Origin of the sequence: Halomonas sp. MCCC 1A11062 (genome assembly GCF_021404355.1) — a bacterium.
Classification (GTDB): Bacteria; Pseudomonadota; Gammaproteobacteria; order Pseudomonadales; family Halomonadaceae; genus Halomonas; species Halomonas aerodenitrificans.
Map to the genome: position 1 here is coordinate 85410 of NZ_JABFTW010000009.1, position 14912 is coordinate 100321.

Here is a 14912-nt window from a genome sequence, read left to right on the forward strand (position 1 = left end):
GCCTCAACCTCCCGTCACCGGCGGAAAGAACGCCACTTCATCGTCGTTGGTGATGGGAGTCGCATCCAACGCCATGACCTGATTGACCGCACACAGCACCCGACCCTCGCTGAGATGGGCAAAGCGGGGATCGCGCTTCACCAGCTCACTCTTCAAGCCGCCGACATCGGTACTCGGCAGGCTGTCCAACGGCAGAGTGAGATCGCTGACACCCAGGCGCTCACGCAATTCGGCCAGGAACTTCACCCGTACGCAGGCCGAGTCGATGTCGCAGCGGCTGCCCACCGAGACCTGCCCGGCCGCACCCTCGCCCGTCACGATGGGGGCCGTTGTCGACTCCACCTGGCGCCGATAATCTCCCGACTTGCCGCCCTGTTTGGCATCCAGGTGGATGGCGCCGATCTCCATGTCCTTGTCGACCGCTTTGCACATGTCATAGAGCGTCAGACAGGCCACCGAGACGGCCGTCAGCGCCTCCATCTCCACACCGGTACGCCCATTGAGGCGACACGTGGCGACGACCTCGACGCGGCTATTCTGCTCATCCAAGTGGAAATCCACCGTCACCTTGGAGAGCGCCAAGGCGTGGCAGAGCGGAATCAGCTCGTGGGTGCGCTTGGCCGCCTGAATGCCGGCGATACGCGCGGTGGCCAGCACATCCCCCTTGGGCAGCCCACCCTCGCTCAGCAGCGCCAGGGTCTCGGGCTTCATCTGGATATGGCCTGAAGCGGTCGCCTCGCGGCGGCTTTCCGGCTTGTCAGCGACATCGACCATATGGGCTTCGCCGCGCGTATTGAGATGGGTCAGACTCATGGGGTGCAGCCTCGGGATCGGTTGGGCAGTTGTCGGTTCAAGATGAAGCGCGTCAGCGGATGGCATCGCGAGGCGCGCACTCGGCCGGCCAGCGTGCCGGCCAGGCCGCCACCCAGGCGGCAATGGCGTTCAGGTCGTCGAGGTCGAGCCATTCGACCCCCGGCGGTAGCGCCACCCGGGGCTGGCTCGCCACGGCCTTGATCCACGGATCCTCGGCCACTCGCAGCGTCTTGCCGACGGCCTCACGGTAGAGTTCCAGCTTCGGCAGGGGCCAGGCCTTGAAGCCCTCTACCAGCACCAGGTCGGGCCGCTGGCTGCGCACGACGTCGATCAGCTGCGCAAGATCGGCCTCCTCACTCTCGGGCGTTTCCATCATCATGGCCCACCTGGCCCGTGACGCAACCAGCATCGGGGCCGCTCCCGCCTGCCGCAGGCGATGACTGTCCTTGCCCGGCTGGTCGACATCGAATTCATGATGCGCATGCTTGATCACGGCCGTACGCAGGCCACGCGCGGCAAGGCGCGGCAGCAACGCTTCCAGCAGCGTAGTCTTGCCGGTACCGCTCCAGGCGGCAATCCCCAGCAGCGGCAGTGCATCGTCGAAGCCAAGCGCGGCTGGCTGCGTTCGAGACATCAGGGTCAACTCTCCTCGTTCGGGCGCATCTCCAGGCGCCGCTTGTCATCTTCGCTGTTCAGGTTGATGAAGGCGTCCGGACAGTCACTGAAATCAATGGCGATCCAGGCATGGCGCTCGACCCAGCGACCGACCTTGCGCTCTCCTGCCTGCAGGGCGGCATGCAGGTCGTCGGCCAGCGAGCGCTCGAGCAGCATGACCACGGGGTGCAGGCGTTCACCGTCATGGGCCACGGCGATGCGATGCTCGCCGATGCCGGCGACCATTCTCGCCACCAGATCGTCCGGCAGCGCCGGCGTGTCGCAGGGTACCACCAGCACCCAGGGCGTACCGGCAGCGAGCAGGCCGCTGTAGATACCCATCAGCGGCCCCTGGAAGCCCCCCAAGGCATCGGGCACCACCCGCCCGGCCAGCCGGCGATAGTCGTCGAGGTGCCGATTGGCACTGATCAGCACCTCGGCTACCCTGCCGGCGAATCGCGCCTGCACGTGACTTACCAGCGCGACGCCACGAAGCGGCTCGAGCCCCTTGTCTCGCCCGCCCATCCGTCGACCCTCACCGCCGGCCAGGATCAGGCCGGTCACGTCGGTAAGAGGGTTGGGTATCGCGTTTTCTGATCGATCGGTCATACCCCATCATGCCTCAGCCCGCGCGCCGCTTCCACGGCGCCGTACCGAACATGGGCATTGCCATGATCAAGGTCATCTTATCCAAGGCGCAGCTAACGGGTATCATGTGTCAAACAAATCGAACGTTCTGGACCTGACAATGGAAGGATTTGATGTAGGGACACGTCTGCGCGAATTGCGCAAGACACGCAAGCTGTCCCAGCGTGAACTGGCCAAGCGAGCCGGGGTTACCAACAGCACCATTTCGCTGATCGAGCAGAACAGCGTCAGCCCCTCGGTGAGCTCGCTGAAAAAGATTCTCGATGCCCTGCCGGTATCGATCAGCGCGTTCTTTGCCGGCGACGAGCCCTCACCGCCGCGCGCTTTCTATCCCGCCGAGGAGCTCACCGAGATCGGCGACGGCCATCTCTCATGGCGGCTGGTGGCGGCACGCCGCCCGGATCGCAGCATGTCGATCATTCATGAGCGCTACCCTCCTGGAGCGGATACCGGCGGGGACATGCTTGAGCACGATGGCGAGGAGGGCGGCGTGATCGTCGCCGGCGAGATCGAGCTCACCGTAGCCGGCGAAACTCGCCTGCTGCGCGCCGGCGACGCCTACTACTTCGATTCACGCCTGCCCCACCGCTTCCGCAATGTGGGCGATGCGGAGTGCGTGATCGTCAGCGCCAACTCCCCGCCCACCTTTTCCGAAGGCGGCAAGGAGTTGCACCATACGTGAGGATCACTCCTCGTCGGCGGTGGGCAGCACCCAGTTCAACACGATGCCCACCAGCGCGGCGAGGCTCACGCCCTGCAGGGTGAACTGGCCACCACCGAACTGCATGCCGCCGATGCCGAACACCAGGATCAGCGATACCACCACCAGGTTGCGCGGCGCGGTAAGAGAGTGCCCGGCGCGCACCAGGGTGTTCATGCCGACCACGGCAATGGAGCCGAACAGCAGGGTCATGATACCGCCCATCACCGGGCCGGGGATGGTCTGCAGCAGTGCGCCCAGCTTGGCCACGAAAGCCAGCGCGATGGCGATGCAGGCGGCTACCACCATGATCCTGGGGTTGAAGGCACGGGTCAGGGTCACCGCACCGGTCACTTCGGAATAGGTGGTGTTGGGCGGACCGCCGAACAGCGCCGCAGTGGTGGTCGCCAGACCGTCACCCAGCAGGGTACGGTGCAGGCCGGGCTTTTCCAGGTAGTTCTTGCGCGTGACCGAGCCGATGGCAATCATGTCGCCGATATGCTCGACCGCAGGCGCGATGGCCACGGGGATCATGAACAGAATCGCCGCCCAGTGGAAGCTTGGCGCCGTGAACGCAGGCATGGCCAGCCAGGCCGCGTCCCGCACCGGCGTGAAGTCGACCACGCCCATCAGCAAGGCCAGGACGTAGCCGGTGACGATGCCGCCCATGATCGGCACCAGCCGCAGCAAGCCGCGACCGAACACGGCCAGCACCAGAGTCACCAGCAGACTCACCATGGAGAGAAAGATCGCCGGCCCATAGCCGATATTGTCGCTGGTCTCGCCGGTGGCCATGCTCACCGCCACCGGCGCCAGGGCCAGACCGATCACCATGATCACCGGCCCCACCACCACGGGTGGCAGCAGGCGATGCAGCCAGGCCGTGCCCTTCAGGCGTACCGCCTGTGAGATCGCCACGTAGACCAGCCCCGCCGCCATCAGCCCGCCCATGGTGGCCGGCACGCCGAAATTGACCACCGAGCCCTGGATCGGGGCGATGAAGGCGAACGACGAAGCCAGGAAGACCGGCACGGTCACCTTGGTCACGCCGTGGAACACCAGGGTACCCACCCCGGCGGTGAACAGCGCCACGCTGGGGTCGAGTCCGGTCAAGAGCGGCACCAGCACCAGCGCGCCGAAAGCGACGAAGAGCATTTGCGCCCCGGTCAGCAGCACCCTGGGCAGGGATTCGGCAGGCGCCTGCGCAGCCGCCACGTGTTCGTTCATGGGGTGTTTTCCTTCTTTTGTCGTGTCGTTGGCTCGAAGGCGTCCTGCCCAGAAAAACGCCCCTGGATCGCGATCTCAGGGGCGTGTACTCCATTTCTTCGACCTAGGGAAGCGCTGAACAAATCGACGAGCGAGATGAAGCGCAAGGCGCACGGAGCACAGGAACCGGAGCATATGGGGTATATGTGAGGATTCCGCGCACCGCGCAACGCAGCGATTCGCTCGCGCAGGCATTTGTGCAGTGTTTCCCTAGCGGGTGCCGAAGATCTTGTCACCCGCATCGCCGAGGCCCGGCACGATATAGCCGTTCTCGTCGAGGTGATCGTCCACCGCGGCGGTGTAGATCTCGATGTCGGGATAGGCGTCCTGCACCCGCTTGATGCCTTCTGGAGCCGCCACCAGCACGATGACCTTCATTTGCTGGCAGCCGCGGTCACGCAGCATGTCCAGGGTGGCCACCATGGTGCCGCCGGTCGCCAGCATGGGGTCGATGACGATGGCCATGCGCTCGTCGAGGTCATTGGCAAACTTGGCGAAGTACGGTACCGGCTCCAGCGTCTCTTCATCGCGATAGAGCCCCACCACGCTGATCCGGGCGCTGGGGATCAGGTCGGTCACGCCATCCAGCATGCCCAGCCCGGCGCGCAGAATCGGCACGATGGTGACCTTCTTGCCCTTCAGCAGCTTCACCGGAATCGGCTTGCCGCTCCAGCCGTCGATGTCCTGCTCTTCCAGCTCGAGATCCTGGGTCGCCTCATAGGTCAGCAGCTTGGCCAGCTCGCCGGCCAGCTCGCGAAAGCTCTTGGTGCTGATGCCGGCTTCGCGCATCAGACCCAGCTTGTGCTGGACCAGCGGATGTTGAATGGCATGGACGCTCATGACGGACCTCTTGGCGTGGGTGGAAGTGGCGACCTGCGTCGCATGGACGAGTCGCGCGCATTTTACTCTCATCCTGCCGAGAGTTTAAGGCAGAGCCGGCCAGCCGGCTTCAGGGCTCTGCAGGTAGCTGCCAATCGATCGGTTCACGGCCGTTCGCTTGCAGGAAGGCATTGGCGCGGGAAAAGTGCCGATTACCGAAGAACCCCCGGTGCGCCGAGAGCGGCGACGGGTGCGGCGACTCCAGCACCAGATGCCGCGTGGTGTCGACCAGCGCCTTCTTCTGGCGGGCGTGACTGCCCCACAGCAGGAACACCGAGGGTTCGGCGTGGGCGTTGACCGTCTCGATGGCGCGATCGGTGAAGTGCTCCCAGCCCCTGCCCCGATGCGAGCCGGCGTTGCCCTGCTCCACCGTCAGCGAGGTGTTGAGCAGCAGCACGCCCTGTCGCGCCCAGTGCTCGAGGTTACCGTGATCTACCGGCTGGAAGCCGACATCGGCGACCAGCTCCTTGTAGATGTTGACCAGCGAGGGCGGCGCCGGGACCCCTGGGCGAACCGAGAAACACAAGCCATGCGCCTGATTGGGTCCGTGGTAGGGGTCCTGCCCCAGGATCACCACCTTGACCCGCTCCAGCGGCGTCAGCTCGAAGGCGCGGAACCAGTTCGAGGAGTGCGGGTAGATCACCTTCCTGGCGGCCTTCTCCGCCGCCAGGAAGTCACGCAGCGTGTGCATGTAGGGAGCCTGGAACTCGTCTCCCAGCCAGCGCTCCCAACTCTCGGGTAATGGACAGCTCATGTTCTCGACTCTATGTCGCCTAACGCTTGACTTGGTCGACCAGCGGCTCGACGTAGGCCACCCCCATGTCCCAAGGAAACTGAATCCAGCAGTCCTGGGCCACTTCGGTCAGATACTGATCCACCAGCGGGCGCCCTTCGGGCTTGGCATAGACGGTGACGAAGTGCGCCTTGGGCAGCATTTCGCGTACCTTGCGCGCCGTCTTGCCGGTATCGACCAGGTCGTCGACCAGCAGCCAGCCGTCGCCGTCATGATCGACGCCCTTCATCACGTCCAGGCCACCCTGCTCCATGTGCTCGTAGCTGCTGATGCAGACGGTATCGATCAGCCGCACGTTGAGCTCGCGGGCAATCAGCGCCGCCGGAATCAGCCCGCCGCGGGTGATCGCCACGATGCCCTTGAAATCGCGCTCGACCAGACGATGGCACAGTTCGCGCACGTCACGGTGGAGTTGATCCCAGGAAACGGTGAAGTGCTGGTGATAGCGGGCATGGCTCATGACGTCACTCATCCTCATTGAAGGAACAGACCGCAAAGACGCCGAAGCCTGCCTCACGGATCCTTGCCGACCCGCCGATCTCGGGCAGGTCGATGATGGTGGCGGTTTCCACCACCTGGCCGCCCGAACGGGTGATGAGCTTGGCGGCAGCAAGCATGGTGCCGCCGGTGGCGATCAGATCGTCCATGATCAGGATCCGATCCCCCTGACGGAAAGCATCGGAGTGCAGCTCCACCTCGGCCTGACCGTACTCCAGCGTATAGGTCTCGCTGATGGTGCGGAACGGCAGCTTGCCCTTCTTGCGTACCGGCACGAAGCTGCAGCCGAGCTCATAGGCGACGGGCGCCCCGATGATGAAGCCGCGCGCGTCGATGGCCGCGATGGCATCGAGCTCCATCTCCTGATAGCGATGCACGAAGCTGTCGATCAGCTTGCGAAAGGCAGAGCTGTTCTGCAGCAGCGGAGTGATATCGCGGAAGTTGACCCCCTGCTGCGGCCAGTCGGGGACGGTTCGGATCACGGACTTGATGTAGTCGCCGTAAATGCTCATCGCGGGTCTCGGTGAGGGAATGTCAGTCTAGGAACAGGAACTTCAATACGAACAGGATCGCCAGCACGACCACCGCCGGATTGAGGTCGCGGAAGCGTCCGGAAAGGGTCTTGATAGCAGCGTAGCTGATGAAGCCAAGCGCGATGCCTTCGGCGATGGAGAAGGTCAGCGGCATGGCCAGTGCGGCGATCAACACCGGCGCGGCGTCGGTCGGGTCGTCCCAATTGGCATGGGCAAGACTGCCGGCCATCAGCACCGCCACATAGAGCAGCGCGCCGGCGGTGGCGTAGGCTGGAATGGAACCCGCCAGCGGCGCGAAGAACAGGCTGATCAGGAACAGACCGGCCACGACGACCGCGGTCAGGCCGGTGCGCCCACCTGCGGCGATACCGGCGGTGGACTCGATATAGCTGGTCGTGGTCGAGGTACCCAGCACCGCACCGGCCATGGAGGCGCTACTGTCGGAGATCATGGCACGGTTCAGGCGCGGCAGCTTGCCGTCCTTGTCGAGCAGACCACCCTTGTGCGCCACCCCCACCAGGGTGCCGGAGGTGTCGAACAGATCGACGAACAGGAAAGCGAAGATGACGCTGAGCATGGCCACGTCGAGTGCACCCATGAGGTCCATGGCCATGAAGGTCGGTGCAATGGAGGGCGGCATCGACATCAGGCCGCCGTACTGGTTGTGGCCCAGAATCATGGCCAGCACCGTCACTCCGAGAATGCCGATCATCACGGCCCCGGTGATTTTCAGATAGGCCATGGCGGTGATGGCGAAGAAACCCAGCAGCGCGTAGATGGCAGCCGGCTGGGAAAGATCGCCGAGCGCCACGTAGGTGGCCGGATTGGACACCACGATGCCGGCATTTTTAAGCGCGATCATGGCCAGGAACAGGCCGATACCGGCGGCAATGCCGAGGCGCAGGGAGAGCGGAATGGAGTGGATGATCCACTCGCGCACCTTGAAGATGCTGAGCAGCAGGAAACAGAAGCCGGACAGGAACACGGCCCCCAGCGCCGCTTCCCAGCTGTAGCCCATGCCCAGCACGACACCGTAGGTGAAGAAGGCGTTGAGCCCCATGCCCGGCGCCTGAGCGATGGGATAGTTGGCCCACAGCCCCATGACCAGACAGCCGACGGCGGCCGCCAAACAGGTGGCGACGAACACCGCGCCATAGTCCATGCCGGTTTCGGAAAGAATGCTGGGGTTGACGAAGATGATGTAGGCCATGGTCAGGAAGGTGGTGATCCCGGCAATGACCTCTGTCTTCACGCTGGTGTTGTGTTCCGTCAGCTTGAAGTGTCTTTCGAGGATGTTCTTCATTTTTGGCATTCCTGCGCACGAGTGCTGGTTAGCGACCAGGGGGCGAGAAAAGCCGCACATGGTACCCAAAGCCCCCTTTAGATGCGAGGCCGAGATTGCTTACCTTGTGCGGCACGATTCGCTCTGTATAAGCAAACTCTGCGCCATTCGCCAGCACGGCTACCAACGCAATCTTGACGAAACGGTCATTTGAATGGTGTTCTCACACGCCGCGTGCGGCCAATACCCTTTCCACGGTTTCCACGATGGCCTGGGTCTGGGGGTCGATCTCGATGTTGACCCTATCGCCAGGCACGCGGTCCACCAGAATGGTGCGCTCCAGGGTCTCGGGTATCAGGTCGACGCAGAAGCGCGGCCCGTGAGCAGCCGTGGCGGGCCTCGTGGCGCCGATCGTCAGGCTGATGCCATCGACGCCGATGTAGCCCTTGTCGAACAGGAAGCGGCCCAGCGCATGGGGCACCTCGAACCACAGCCGCCGGTTGTTCGGCGCCTGATCCAGCTCGACCAGCTCGGCCATGGCCATGACATGACCGGACATGGCGTGGCCGCCGATCTCGTCGCCGAAGCGTGCCGCCCGCTCGATATTGACGCGATCGCCCTCGCCCAGTGCACCAAGGTTGGTCACCCGCAGCGTCTCGCGCATCAGGTCGAAGCTGACCCGGTCGCCGTCGATGGCCGTCACCGTAAGGCAGACGCCGTTGTGGGCCACCGAAGCGCCGAGCTCCAGCCCCTCGCGCAGAGATTGCGGCAAGCTCACGACATGAGTGCGGAATGCCTCGGCTTCCTTGATGGCGACGATCTCGGCCGTGCCTTGAACGATGCCTGTGAACATGACGTCTCCTGCGCGCCTCCCGGTCGAGGGAGAGAAGTGGATGGGGCTCGCAGTGTAAGAATTCGCGCCACAGACGTCCATCCGTCAACGGGCGCTTCCCCAAAGGCGTGTCATCCAGCAGAGCATTCCAATAGGAATCCACGTCTGAAGAGCACTTTTTAGTGTTTTTCACCACATGTTCGCCTGACGAACCGAAGCATCTTTCGCTCCCGTTGACATGTTACGTCTTTGGTCTTACTATGCCGCCTCACATTTCAGGCGCCGATTTGTACCCGGCTTGCGGGCGCCCACGATGCAGACGGCTTTCGTCTGCCGCGTGAAGTGCAGCTAAAAGGGTGTGTCCAGCGTTGATGGCCACCCGCCAGGGTGGCCTTTTTTTTCGTTACGGCTATCCATTCTGGCTCTCGCTGCGCCCGCCCCACCGGCACGGCCTCTCAGGAAGCCAGATGATCACGCTAAGCAACGTTTCCAAGACCTATCATCTCACCGGCCCCAGAGGCCGGCTGCCGTTCGCTGCCCGCCGACGCGACACCTCGGCCCGCACCATCGAGGCGCTGAAGAACGTCGACCTTCACGTTCCGGCGGGCAGCATCCATGGTGTCATCGGCCTCTCCGGCGCCGGCAAGTCGACCCTGATTCGCTGCGTCAACCTGCTCGAGCGCCCTTCCAGCGGCAGCGTCGTCGTCGACGGCCAGGAGATGACCACCCTCTCCAACAGCCAGCTCAACCAGGCGCGCCATCGCATCGGCATGATCTTTCAGCACTTCAACCTGCTGACGACGCGCAACGTCTTTGCCAACGTCGCCCTGCCTCTGGAGCTGATGGGCATGAAGCGCGCGGCCATCCGCGAGCGCGTGCTGCCGCTGCTCGAGCTCACCGGCCTGACCGACAAGGCACGCCAGTATCCGGCCCAGCTCTCCGGCGGCCAGAAGCAGCGCGTGGCCATCGCCCGGGCGCTGGCCAGCGAGCCCCGCGTACTGCTGTGCGACGAGGCGACCTCGGCGCTGGACCCGCAGACCACGGGCTCGATCCTGACCCTGCTGCGCGACATCAACCAGAAGCTGGGTCTGACCATCCTGCTGATTACCCACGAGATGGAAGTGGTCAAGTCGATCTGCCATCGGGTCAGCCTGATCTCCGACGGCGAGCTGGTGGAAGAGGCCGAGGTCGGCGACTTCTTCACCGCCCCGCGCACCCGTCTGGGCCGCGAGTTCCTCAACGACTTCCTCCAACTGGAGCCGCCCAAGGCGCTGATCGAACGCCTCGAAGACGCCCCCGGCGAGCATACCCACCCGGTGGTGCGCCTGGCGTTCTCCGGCGATACGGTTTCCACGCCGCTGATCTCGCGCCTGGCGCGCGAATGCGGGGTCGACGTCAGCATCCTTCAGGCCAAGGTGGAGTCGATTCAGGAGCGCACGCTGGGGCTGATGATCGCCGAGCTGCTCGGCCCTCCCGAGCAGACCCGCCGCGCCATCGACTATCTCGAAGACCACGACCTGCATGTGGAGGTGCTCGGCCATGTCCAGCGCGATGATTGATCTGATCCTCCAGGCGACCCTGGATACGCTCTACATGGTCGCAGTGTCGGGCATCATCTCGGCGCTGCTCGGCGTGCCGCTGGGCGTGCTGCTGTACGTCACCCGCCCGCGCCAGATCCTGGCCCGCCCGGTGCTCAACCAGGTGCTGGGCATGGTGACCAACATCGGTCGCTCGATCCCCTTCATCATCCTGATGGTGGCGATCATCCCCTTCACCCGAATGATCGTGGGCACCTCTATCGGCACCAATGCCGCCATCGTGCCGCTGACCATCGCCGCCATTCCCTTCGTCGCCCGACTGGTGGAAGGTGCGCTCAACGAGATCCCGCCCGGTCTGGTGGAAGCCGCCCAGTCGATGGGCGCCACGCCGCATCAGGTGATCACCAAGGTGCTGCTGCCGGAGGCCCGCGGCGGCATCATCACCGGGCTGACGATCACCGTCGTCACCCTGGTGAGCTACTCGGCCATGGCCGGCGCCGTGGGTGGCGGCGGCCTGGGCGATCTGGGCATTCGTTATGGCTACAACCGCTTCAACCCCACCGTCATGCTGATCACCGTGGCCATTCTGGTGGTCATGGTGCAGGGCTTCCAGAGCCTCGGGGATTATCTGGTACGCAAATCGGATCGCAAGTGACGCCACACCCAAGGAGAACGACCCCATGCAAGTGACCCTGACCCGCCTGTTCGGCGCCGCCACTCTGGCCAGCGCCATTCTGGTTGCCGGCTGCGGCAACGACGACGGCGCGACCGAAACGCGCTCGATCAAGGTAGGCACCATGTCCGGCCCCGAGTCGGAGGTGATGGAAGTGGCCGTCCAGATCGCCCGCGAGCGCTACGACCTCGAAGTCGAGGTCATCGAGTTCACCGACTACGTCTCGCCCAACGCCGCACTGGCCGACGGCAGCCTGGATGCCAACGCCTTCCAGCACGAGCCCTATCTGCGCAGCATGATCGAAGATCGCGGCTACGACTTGGCCGTTGCCGGCTACACCTTCGTCTATCCGATCGGCGCCTACTCCGAGCGCCACGACAGCATCGAAGAGCTGCCCGAGCGCGCCATCGTCGCCCTGCCCAATGACCCCACCAACGGCGGCCGCGCGATGATCCTGATGCACAACGCCGGCCTGATCGAGCTGGACGACCCCGAGAACCTCGAGGCCACCCCGATCAACGTGGTCGAGAACCCGCTCGGCCTGCGCTTCCGCGAGATCGAGGCCGCTCAGCTGCCGCGCGTGCTGACCGACGTGGACCTCGCCTTCATCAACAATACCTTCGCCCAGCCCGCCGGGCTGCGCCTGGACGATGCGCTGATTCAGGAAGGCGCCGAGTCTCCCTACGTCAACCTGATCGCGGTACGTGCCGGCGACGAGGAGCGTGAAGAGATCCAGCAGCTGGTCTCTGCCTACCAGAGCGAAGAGGTGGCCGCCAAGGCACAGGAACTGTTCGATGGTGGCGCCGTGCCCGGCTGGCAGTGATGCCGCGCTGCGCTTCTGACGAGTGACAACGGGCCGACGCCATGCGTCGGCCCGTTCGTTTGGCAGGTGCCGGACTCAGCCGATCTTGCGCTCGACCTTGCCGATCCGCTCCTCTAGGCTCTGATCCTTATCGGTAGCCGTGGCGATACGAATCGCGCTGTCCACCCGTGGCGCACCGCGCTCGTGCAGCACGTCGTGACAGCGCTGGATCACCTTCATCACCTCTTCCCAGGAACCTTCGATATTGGTCCCGTGGGCGTGCAGGCGATACTTGAGCCCAGCCTCCTCTATCACCTCTTCGCAGGCGGCGATATGAGACGACAGCGAAGCTCCCGCCCCGATCGGGGTCACGTTGACATCGGCAACCACATGCATACTCAATCCTCCTGATTGACCTACGGCTTTCCCTCACCCGAAAGCTAGTGTCGCTCAGCCCATTGTTCAAACCTCTAATCTGCGAGCAGATAGAACAGGAGCACCCATGGCACCGGACACGCCCTACCCGCTGCTGACCCGTCAACTCGAGGCCCTGCTGGACGCCCGCGACTGGCTGACCAACAGCGCCCAGACCTGCGCCTTCATCATGCAGCAGGTGCCGGACCTCAACTGGGTCGGTTTCTACCTGCAGCGCCAGCCCGAGCTGCTCACCCTCGGCCCCTTCCAGGGCAAGCCGGCCTGCAACCCCATCCCCTTCAGCAAGGGCGTGTGCGGCGCCGCCGCCAGGAGCCGTGAGACCCAGCGTATCGACGACGTGCATGCCATCGCCGATCACATCGCCTGCGATGCGGCGTCGAACGCGGAGCTGGTGGTGCCGATTCTGTGCGGCGAAACGCTGTGGGGCGTGCTGGATCTCGACAGCCCACGACGCGGGCGCTTCAGCGCCGCCGATCAAGAAGGCCTGGAAGCCTTGGTCGAGGTATTCGTCAGACGCAGCGACCTGCCCGACTTCTCACTCGCCTGGTAAGGAAAAGCCGTCGGCCTGGGGGGGGGAAAACGCAGGTGCCGGAAAGTGGAACGCCCCCTGGCAGATGCCAGGGGGCGTTTCGGAATGCTGGTAGGACCAAGCGGATTTGAACCGCTGACCTCCACGATGTCAACGTGGCGCTCTAACCAACTGAGCTATGGTCCTGAAACTATGTGAAACCGTATCGAAAAAGCCGATAGAGAAAGCTGGTAGGACCAGGCGGATTTGAACCGCCGACCTCCACGATGTCAACGTGGCGCTCTAACCAACTGAGCTATGGTCCTGTGTTCGGCTTTCTCGTCTTTCGTTCTTTCTCGTTTACCCGTTGCCCGCCAATTCAGCTGCGGCAACGGATGCATATCTTACCGATATCGCTGGATTTTGCAAGCCTCGCACTAGCTTTTTACCCGCTCCACCGCCTCGAGCCAGCCGCGATAGAGTCGCTCCCTTTCGGTTTCCGGCATGCTGGGCATGAAGCTGCGCTCGCAGCGCCACAGCTCGGCGATCTCTTCCAAGTCGCGGTACCAACCGAAGCGCAGCCCGGCCATGTAGGCGGCTCCCAACGCGGTCGTCTCGAGCACCGTCGGCCGGTCGACCTGCACCCCCAGCATGTCGGCGAGGAACTGAACCAGCCAGGAGTTGGCCACCATGCCGCCGTCGACACGCAGCGTACCCGGTGGCACGCCCATGTCGTCGCTCATGCAGGCTTGCAGGTCGCGGGTCTGATAGCAGACCGCCTGCAGGCCGGCAGCCACGATTTCGGCAATTCCGGTGTCGCGAGTCAGGCCGAAGATCGCCCCTCTCGCCTTGGGGTCCCAGTGGGGCGCTCCCAGCCCGGTGAAGGCCGGCACCAGATAGACGCTGTGTCCGGCGCGGGTCTGCTTGGCCAGCGCCTCCGTCTCGGCGGCATCCTTGAACAGCTTCAAGCCGTCGCGCAGCCACTGCACCGCAGCACCGGCGACGAAGATGCTGCCCTCCATGGCATAGGTGGTCTTGCCGTTCAGGCGATAGGCCACGGTAGAGAGCAGGCGGTTGCGCGATCTGGCCGGCCTGTCGCCGGTGTTGACGATCATGAAGCAACCGGTGCCGTAGGTGCTCTTGCCCATGCCGGGCTCGAAGCATGCCTGCCCGACCAGCGCCGCCTGCTGGTCGCCCACCACCCCGCCGATGGGAAGCTCCGCTCCCAGCCAGCGGGCCTCGACGGTGCCGAAGTCGGCGCTGCTGTCGCGCACTTCGGGAAGCAAGCCATGGGGGATCCTGAACAGCTCGAGCAGCTCGTCGTCCCACTGCTGGGCATGGATATCGAACAGCATGGTGCGCGAGGCGTTGGTGGCATCCGTGGCGTGGACCCGCCCTCCGGTAAGACGCCACAGCAGGAAGGTGTCCACCGTGCCGAAGGCCAGCTCGCCCCGCTCGGCACGCTCACGCGCCCCTTCCACGTTATCCAGCAGCCAGGCCAGCTTGGTTGCCGAGAAGTAGGGATCGATCAGCAGTCCCGTGTGCGATTGCACCAGCTCGGCATGTCCTTTTTTCTGCAGCTCGCGGCAGAAATCGGCGGTGCGTCGGTCCTGCCACACGATGGCATTGTAGAGCGGCTTGCCGGTCGCACGATCCCACAGCAGCGTGGTTTCACGCTGGTTGGTGATACCGACGCCGGCGATCTCGTCCAGCTCAACGCCAGAGCCCTCGACCGCCTCCCGGCAGGTCGCAAGCACCGTGTCCCAGATGTCTTCAGGGTCGTGCTCGACCCAGCCATCGTGGGGAAAGTGCTGCGGAAACTCGCGCTGCGCAGCTCGGATCACATGGCCGCCACGGTCGAAGAGGATGGCGCGCGAACTGGTGGTGCCCTGATCGATGGCAAGCAGATAGTCGGCCATGAGTCATCCTGTCATTGTATGTTCGTTTATGATCACCAAGAGTACCCGAGTATGTTCGCAATGCTTTACGACTTTCGTATAACCATCCCTCGAATACCTGCGCAAGCGTACCGAATCGCTTACACTCGCGTGATCGATA

17 protein-coding genes and 2 tRNA genes are annotated in these 14912 nt (G+C 64.0%); 5 read left to right on the plus strand and 14 right to left on the minus strand.

The window, feature by feature from the left end:
* Positions 1–3 precede the first annotated feature (3 nt).
* Genes moaC through mobA form a run of 3 tightly spaced genes read right to left on the minus strand, consistent with a single transcriptional unit; the run spans position 4 to position 2076 of the window.
* Positions 4–813 carry a cyclic pyranopterin monophosphate synthase MoaC gene (moaC, locus tag HOP58_RS11780; protein WP_234260367.1) on the minus strand — a complete coding sequence of 270 codons (810 nt, stop codon included), beginning with the start codon at positions 811–813 and terminating at the stop codon, positions 4–6.
* Between the two features lie 52 nt (positions 814–865).
* Positions 866–1447 carry a molybdopterin-guanine dinucleotide biosynthesis protein B gene (gene mobB, locus HOP58_RS11785; RefSeq protein ID WP_010628320.1) on the minus strand — a complete coding sequence of 194 codons (582 nt, stop codon included), beginning with the start codon at positions 1445–1447 and terminating at the stop codon, positions 866–868.
* A 5-nt stretch (positions 1448–1452) separates the two neighbouring features.
* Entirely contained in the window at positions 1453–2076 is a 624-nt protein-coding gene (gene mobA, locus HOP58_RS11790) for a molybdenum cofactor guanylyltransferase MobA (RefSeq protein ID WP_234260368.1), read from the minus strand.
* Between the two features lie 139 nt (positions 2077–2215).
* Here mobA and HOP58_RS11795 point away from each other — a divergent pair, with 139 nt between their 5' ends.
* Positions 2216–2797, plus strand: coding sequence for a cupin domain-containing protein (locus HOP58_RS11795; RefSeq protein ID WP_010628318.1), 582 nt, complete (start codon positions 2216–2218; stop codon positions 2795–2797).
* A 3-nt stretch (positions 2798–2800) separates the two neighbouring features.
* Here HOP58_RS11795 and HOP58_RS11800 read toward each other — a convergent pair whose 3' ends face one another.
* The 7 genes from HOP58_RS11800 to HOP58_RS11830 all read right to left on the minus strand — a co-directional run bounded on the left by HOP58_RS11800 (position 2801) and on the right by HOP58_RS11830 (position 8919).
* Positions 2801–4042: a uracil-xanthine permease family protein gene (locus HOP58_RS11800; protein ID WP_234260369.1), complete on the minus strand. Its 1242-nt coding sequence runs from the start codon at positions 4040–4042 to the stop codon at positions 2801–2803.
* Positions 4043–4291: 249 nt separating this feature from the next.
* Positions 4292–4921 (minus strand): uracil phosphoribosyltransferase, encoded by a 630-nt coding sequence (gene upp / locus HOP58_RS11805; RefSeq protein WP_010628316.1) that lies wholly within the window; start codon positions 4919–4921, stop codon positions 4292–4294.
* Positions 4922–5030: 109 nt separating this feature from the next.
* The gene (gene ung / locus HOP58_RS11810) at positions 5031–5714 is read right to left on the minus strand and encodes a uracil-DNA glycosylase (RefSeq protein WP_234260370.1); all 684 of its coding nucleotides are present in this window, start codon (positions 5712–5714) and stop codon (positions 5031–5033) included.
* A 19-nt stretch (positions 5715–5733) separates the two neighbouring features.
* Complete coding sequence (gpt, locus tag HOP58_RS11815) at positions 5734–6213, minus strand: xanthine phosphoribosyltransferase (RefSeq protein ID WP_234260371.1); 480 nt, start codon at positions 6211–6213, stop codon at positions 5734–5736.
* Positions 6214–6217: 4 nt separating this feature from the next.
* Entirely contained in the window at positions 6218–6763 is a 546-nt protein-coding gene (locus HOP58_RS11820) for an adenine phosphoribosyltransferase (RefSeq protein WP_086509607.1), read from the minus strand.
* 22 nt (positions 6764–6785) lie between these two features.
* Positions 6786–8087, minus strand: coding sequence for an NCS2 family permease (locus HOP58_RS11825; RefSeq protein WP_010628312.1), 1302 nt, complete (start codon positions 8085–8087; stop codon positions 6786–6788).
* A 202-nt stretch (positions 8088–8289) separates the two neighbouring features.
* A complete protein-coding gene (locus tag HOP58_RS11830) occupies positions 8290–8919 on the minus strand; it encodes a riboflavin synthase (RefSeq protein ID WP_010628311.1) in 630 nt (209 codons plus the stop codon).
* A 446-nt stretch (positions 8920–9365) separates the two neighbouring features.
* Here HOP58_RS11830 and HOP58_RS11835 point away from each other — a divergent pair, with 446 nt between their 5' ends.
* The 3 genes from HOP58_RS11835 to HOP58_RS11845 are packed head-to-tail and all read left to right on the plus strand — an operon-like array spanning position 9366 to position 11932.
* On the plus strand, positions 9366–10457 hold the full coding sequence (locus HOP58_RS11835) for a methionine ABC transporter ATP-binding protein (RefSeq protein WP_026038112.1): 1092 nt from the start codon (positions 9366–9368) through the stop codon (positions 10455–10457).
* The gene (locus HOP58_RS11840) at positions 10438–11091 is read left to right on the plus strand and encodes a methionine ABC transporter permease (protein ID WP_086509601.1); all 654 of its coding nucleotides are present in this window, start codon (positions 10438–10440) and stop codon (positions 11089–11091) included. The genes HOP58_RS11835 and HOP58_RS11840 overlap by 20 nt, the downstream gene beginning before the upstream one ends.
* Before the next feature lie 25 nt (positions 11092–11116).
* Entirely contained in the window at positions 11117–11932 is an 816-nt protein-coding gene (locus tag HOP58_RS11845; protein ID WP_234260372.1) for a MetQ/NlpA family ABC transporter substrate-binding protein, read from the plus strand.
* A gap of 75 nt (positions 11933–12007) precedes the next feature.
* Here the strand turns inward: HOP58_RS11845 and HOP58_RS11850 are convergent, their stop codons facing one another.
* Positions 12008–12307: an MTH1187 family thiamine-binding protein gene (locus HOP58_RS11850; RefSeq protein WP_234260373.1), complete on the minus strand. Its 300-nt coding sequence runs from the start codon at positions 12305–12307 to the stop codon at positions 12008–12010.
* A gap of 106 nt (positions 12308–12413) precedes the next feature.
* Between HOP58_RS11850 and HOP58_RS11855 the strand changes: the two genes are divergently transcribed.
* Positions 12414–12896, plus strand: a complete 483-nt coding sequence (locus HOP58_RS11855) for a GAF domain-containing protein (RefSeq protein ID WP_234260374.1) — start codon at positions 12414–12416, stop codon at positions 12894–12896.
* An 88-nt stretch (positions 12897–12984) separates the two neighbouring features.
* Here the strand turns inward: HOP58_RS11855 and HOP58_RS11860 are convergent.
* The 3 genes from HOP58_RS11860 to glpK form a co-directional block, all read right to left on the minus strand.
* Positions 12985–13061 (minus strand) — tRNA-Val (locus HOP58_RS11860).
* 42 nt (positions 13062–13103) lie between these two features.
* Positions 13104–13180, minus strand: a tRNA-Val gene (locus HOP58_RS11865).
* 111 nt (positions 13181–13291) lie between these two features.
* Entirely contained in the window at positions 13292–14773 is a 1482-nt protein-coding gene (gene glpK, locus HOP58_RS11870) for a glycerol kinase GlpK (RefSeq protein ID WP_234260375.1), read from the minus strand.
* Positions 14774–14912: the final 139 nt, after the last annotated feature.

Bases quoted from the DNA above. Each gene is read 5' to 3' on its own strand.
- moaC (WP_234260367.1), bottom strand. From the start codon at position 813: ATGAGTCTGACCCATCTCAATACGCGCGGCGAAGCCCATATGGTCGAT.
- mobB (WP_010628320.1), bottom strand. From the start codon at position 1,447: ATGTCTCGAACGCAGCCAGCCGCGCTTGGCTTCGACGATGCACTGCCG.
- mobA (WP_234260368.1), bottom strand. From the start codon at position 2,076: ATGACCGATCGATCAGAAAACGCGATACCCAACCCTCTTACCGACGTG.
- HOP58_RS11795 (WP_010628318.1), top strand. From the start codon at position 2,216: ATGGAAGGATTTGATGTAGGGACACGTCTGCGCGAATTGCGCAAGACA.
- HOP58_RS11800 (WP_234260369.1), bottom strand. From the start codon at position 4,042: ATGAACGAACACGTGGCGGCTGCGCAGGCGCCTGCCGAATCCCTGCCC.
- upp (WP_010628316.1), bottom strand. From the start codon at position 4,921: ATGAGCGTCCATGCCATTCAACATCCGCTGGTCCAGCACAAGCTGGGT.
- ung (WP_234260370.1), bottom strand. From the start codon at position 5,714: ATGAGCTGTCCATTACCCGAGAGTTGGGAGCGCTGGCTGGGAGACGAG.
- gpt (WP_234260371.1), bottom strand. From the start codon at position 6,213: ATGAGCCATGCCCGCTATCACCAGCACTTCACCGTTTCCTGGGATCAA.
- HOP58_RS11820 (WP_086509607.1), bottom strand. From the start codon at position 6,763: ATGAGCATTTACGGCGACTACATCAAGTCCGTGATCCGAACCGTCCCC.
- HOP58_RS11825 (WP_010628312.1), bottom strand. From the start codon at position 8,087: ATGAAGAACATCCTCGAAAGACACTTCAAGCTGACGGAACACAACACC.
- HOP58_RS11830 (WP_010628311.1), bottom strand. From the start codon at position 8,919: ATGTTCACAGGCATCGTTCAAGGCACGGCCGAGATCGTCGCCATCAAG.
- HOP58_RS11835 (WP_026038112.1), top strand. From the start codon at position 9,366: ATGATCACGCTAAGCAACGTTTCCAAGACCTATCATCTCACCGGCCCC.
- HOP58_RS11840 (WP_086509601.1), top strand. From the start codon at position 10,438: ATGTCCAGCGCGATGATTGATCTGATCCTCCAGGCGACCCTGGATACG.
- HOP58_RS11845 (WP_234260372.1), top strand. From the start codon at position 11,117: ATGCAAGTGACCCTGACCCGCCTGTTCGGCGCCGCCACTCTGGCCAGC.
- HOP58_RS11850 (WP_234260373.1), bottom strand. From the start codon at position 12,307: ATGCATGTGGTTGCCGATGTCAACGTGACCCCGATCGGGGCGGGAGCT.
- HOP58_RS11855 (WP_234260374.1), top strand. From the start codon at position 12,414: ATGGCACCGGACACGCCCTACCCGCTGCTGACCCGTCAACTCGAGGCC.
- glpK (WP_234260375.1), bottom strand. From the start codon at position 14,773: ATGGCCGACTATCTGCTTGCCATCGATCAGGGCACCACCAGTTCGCGC.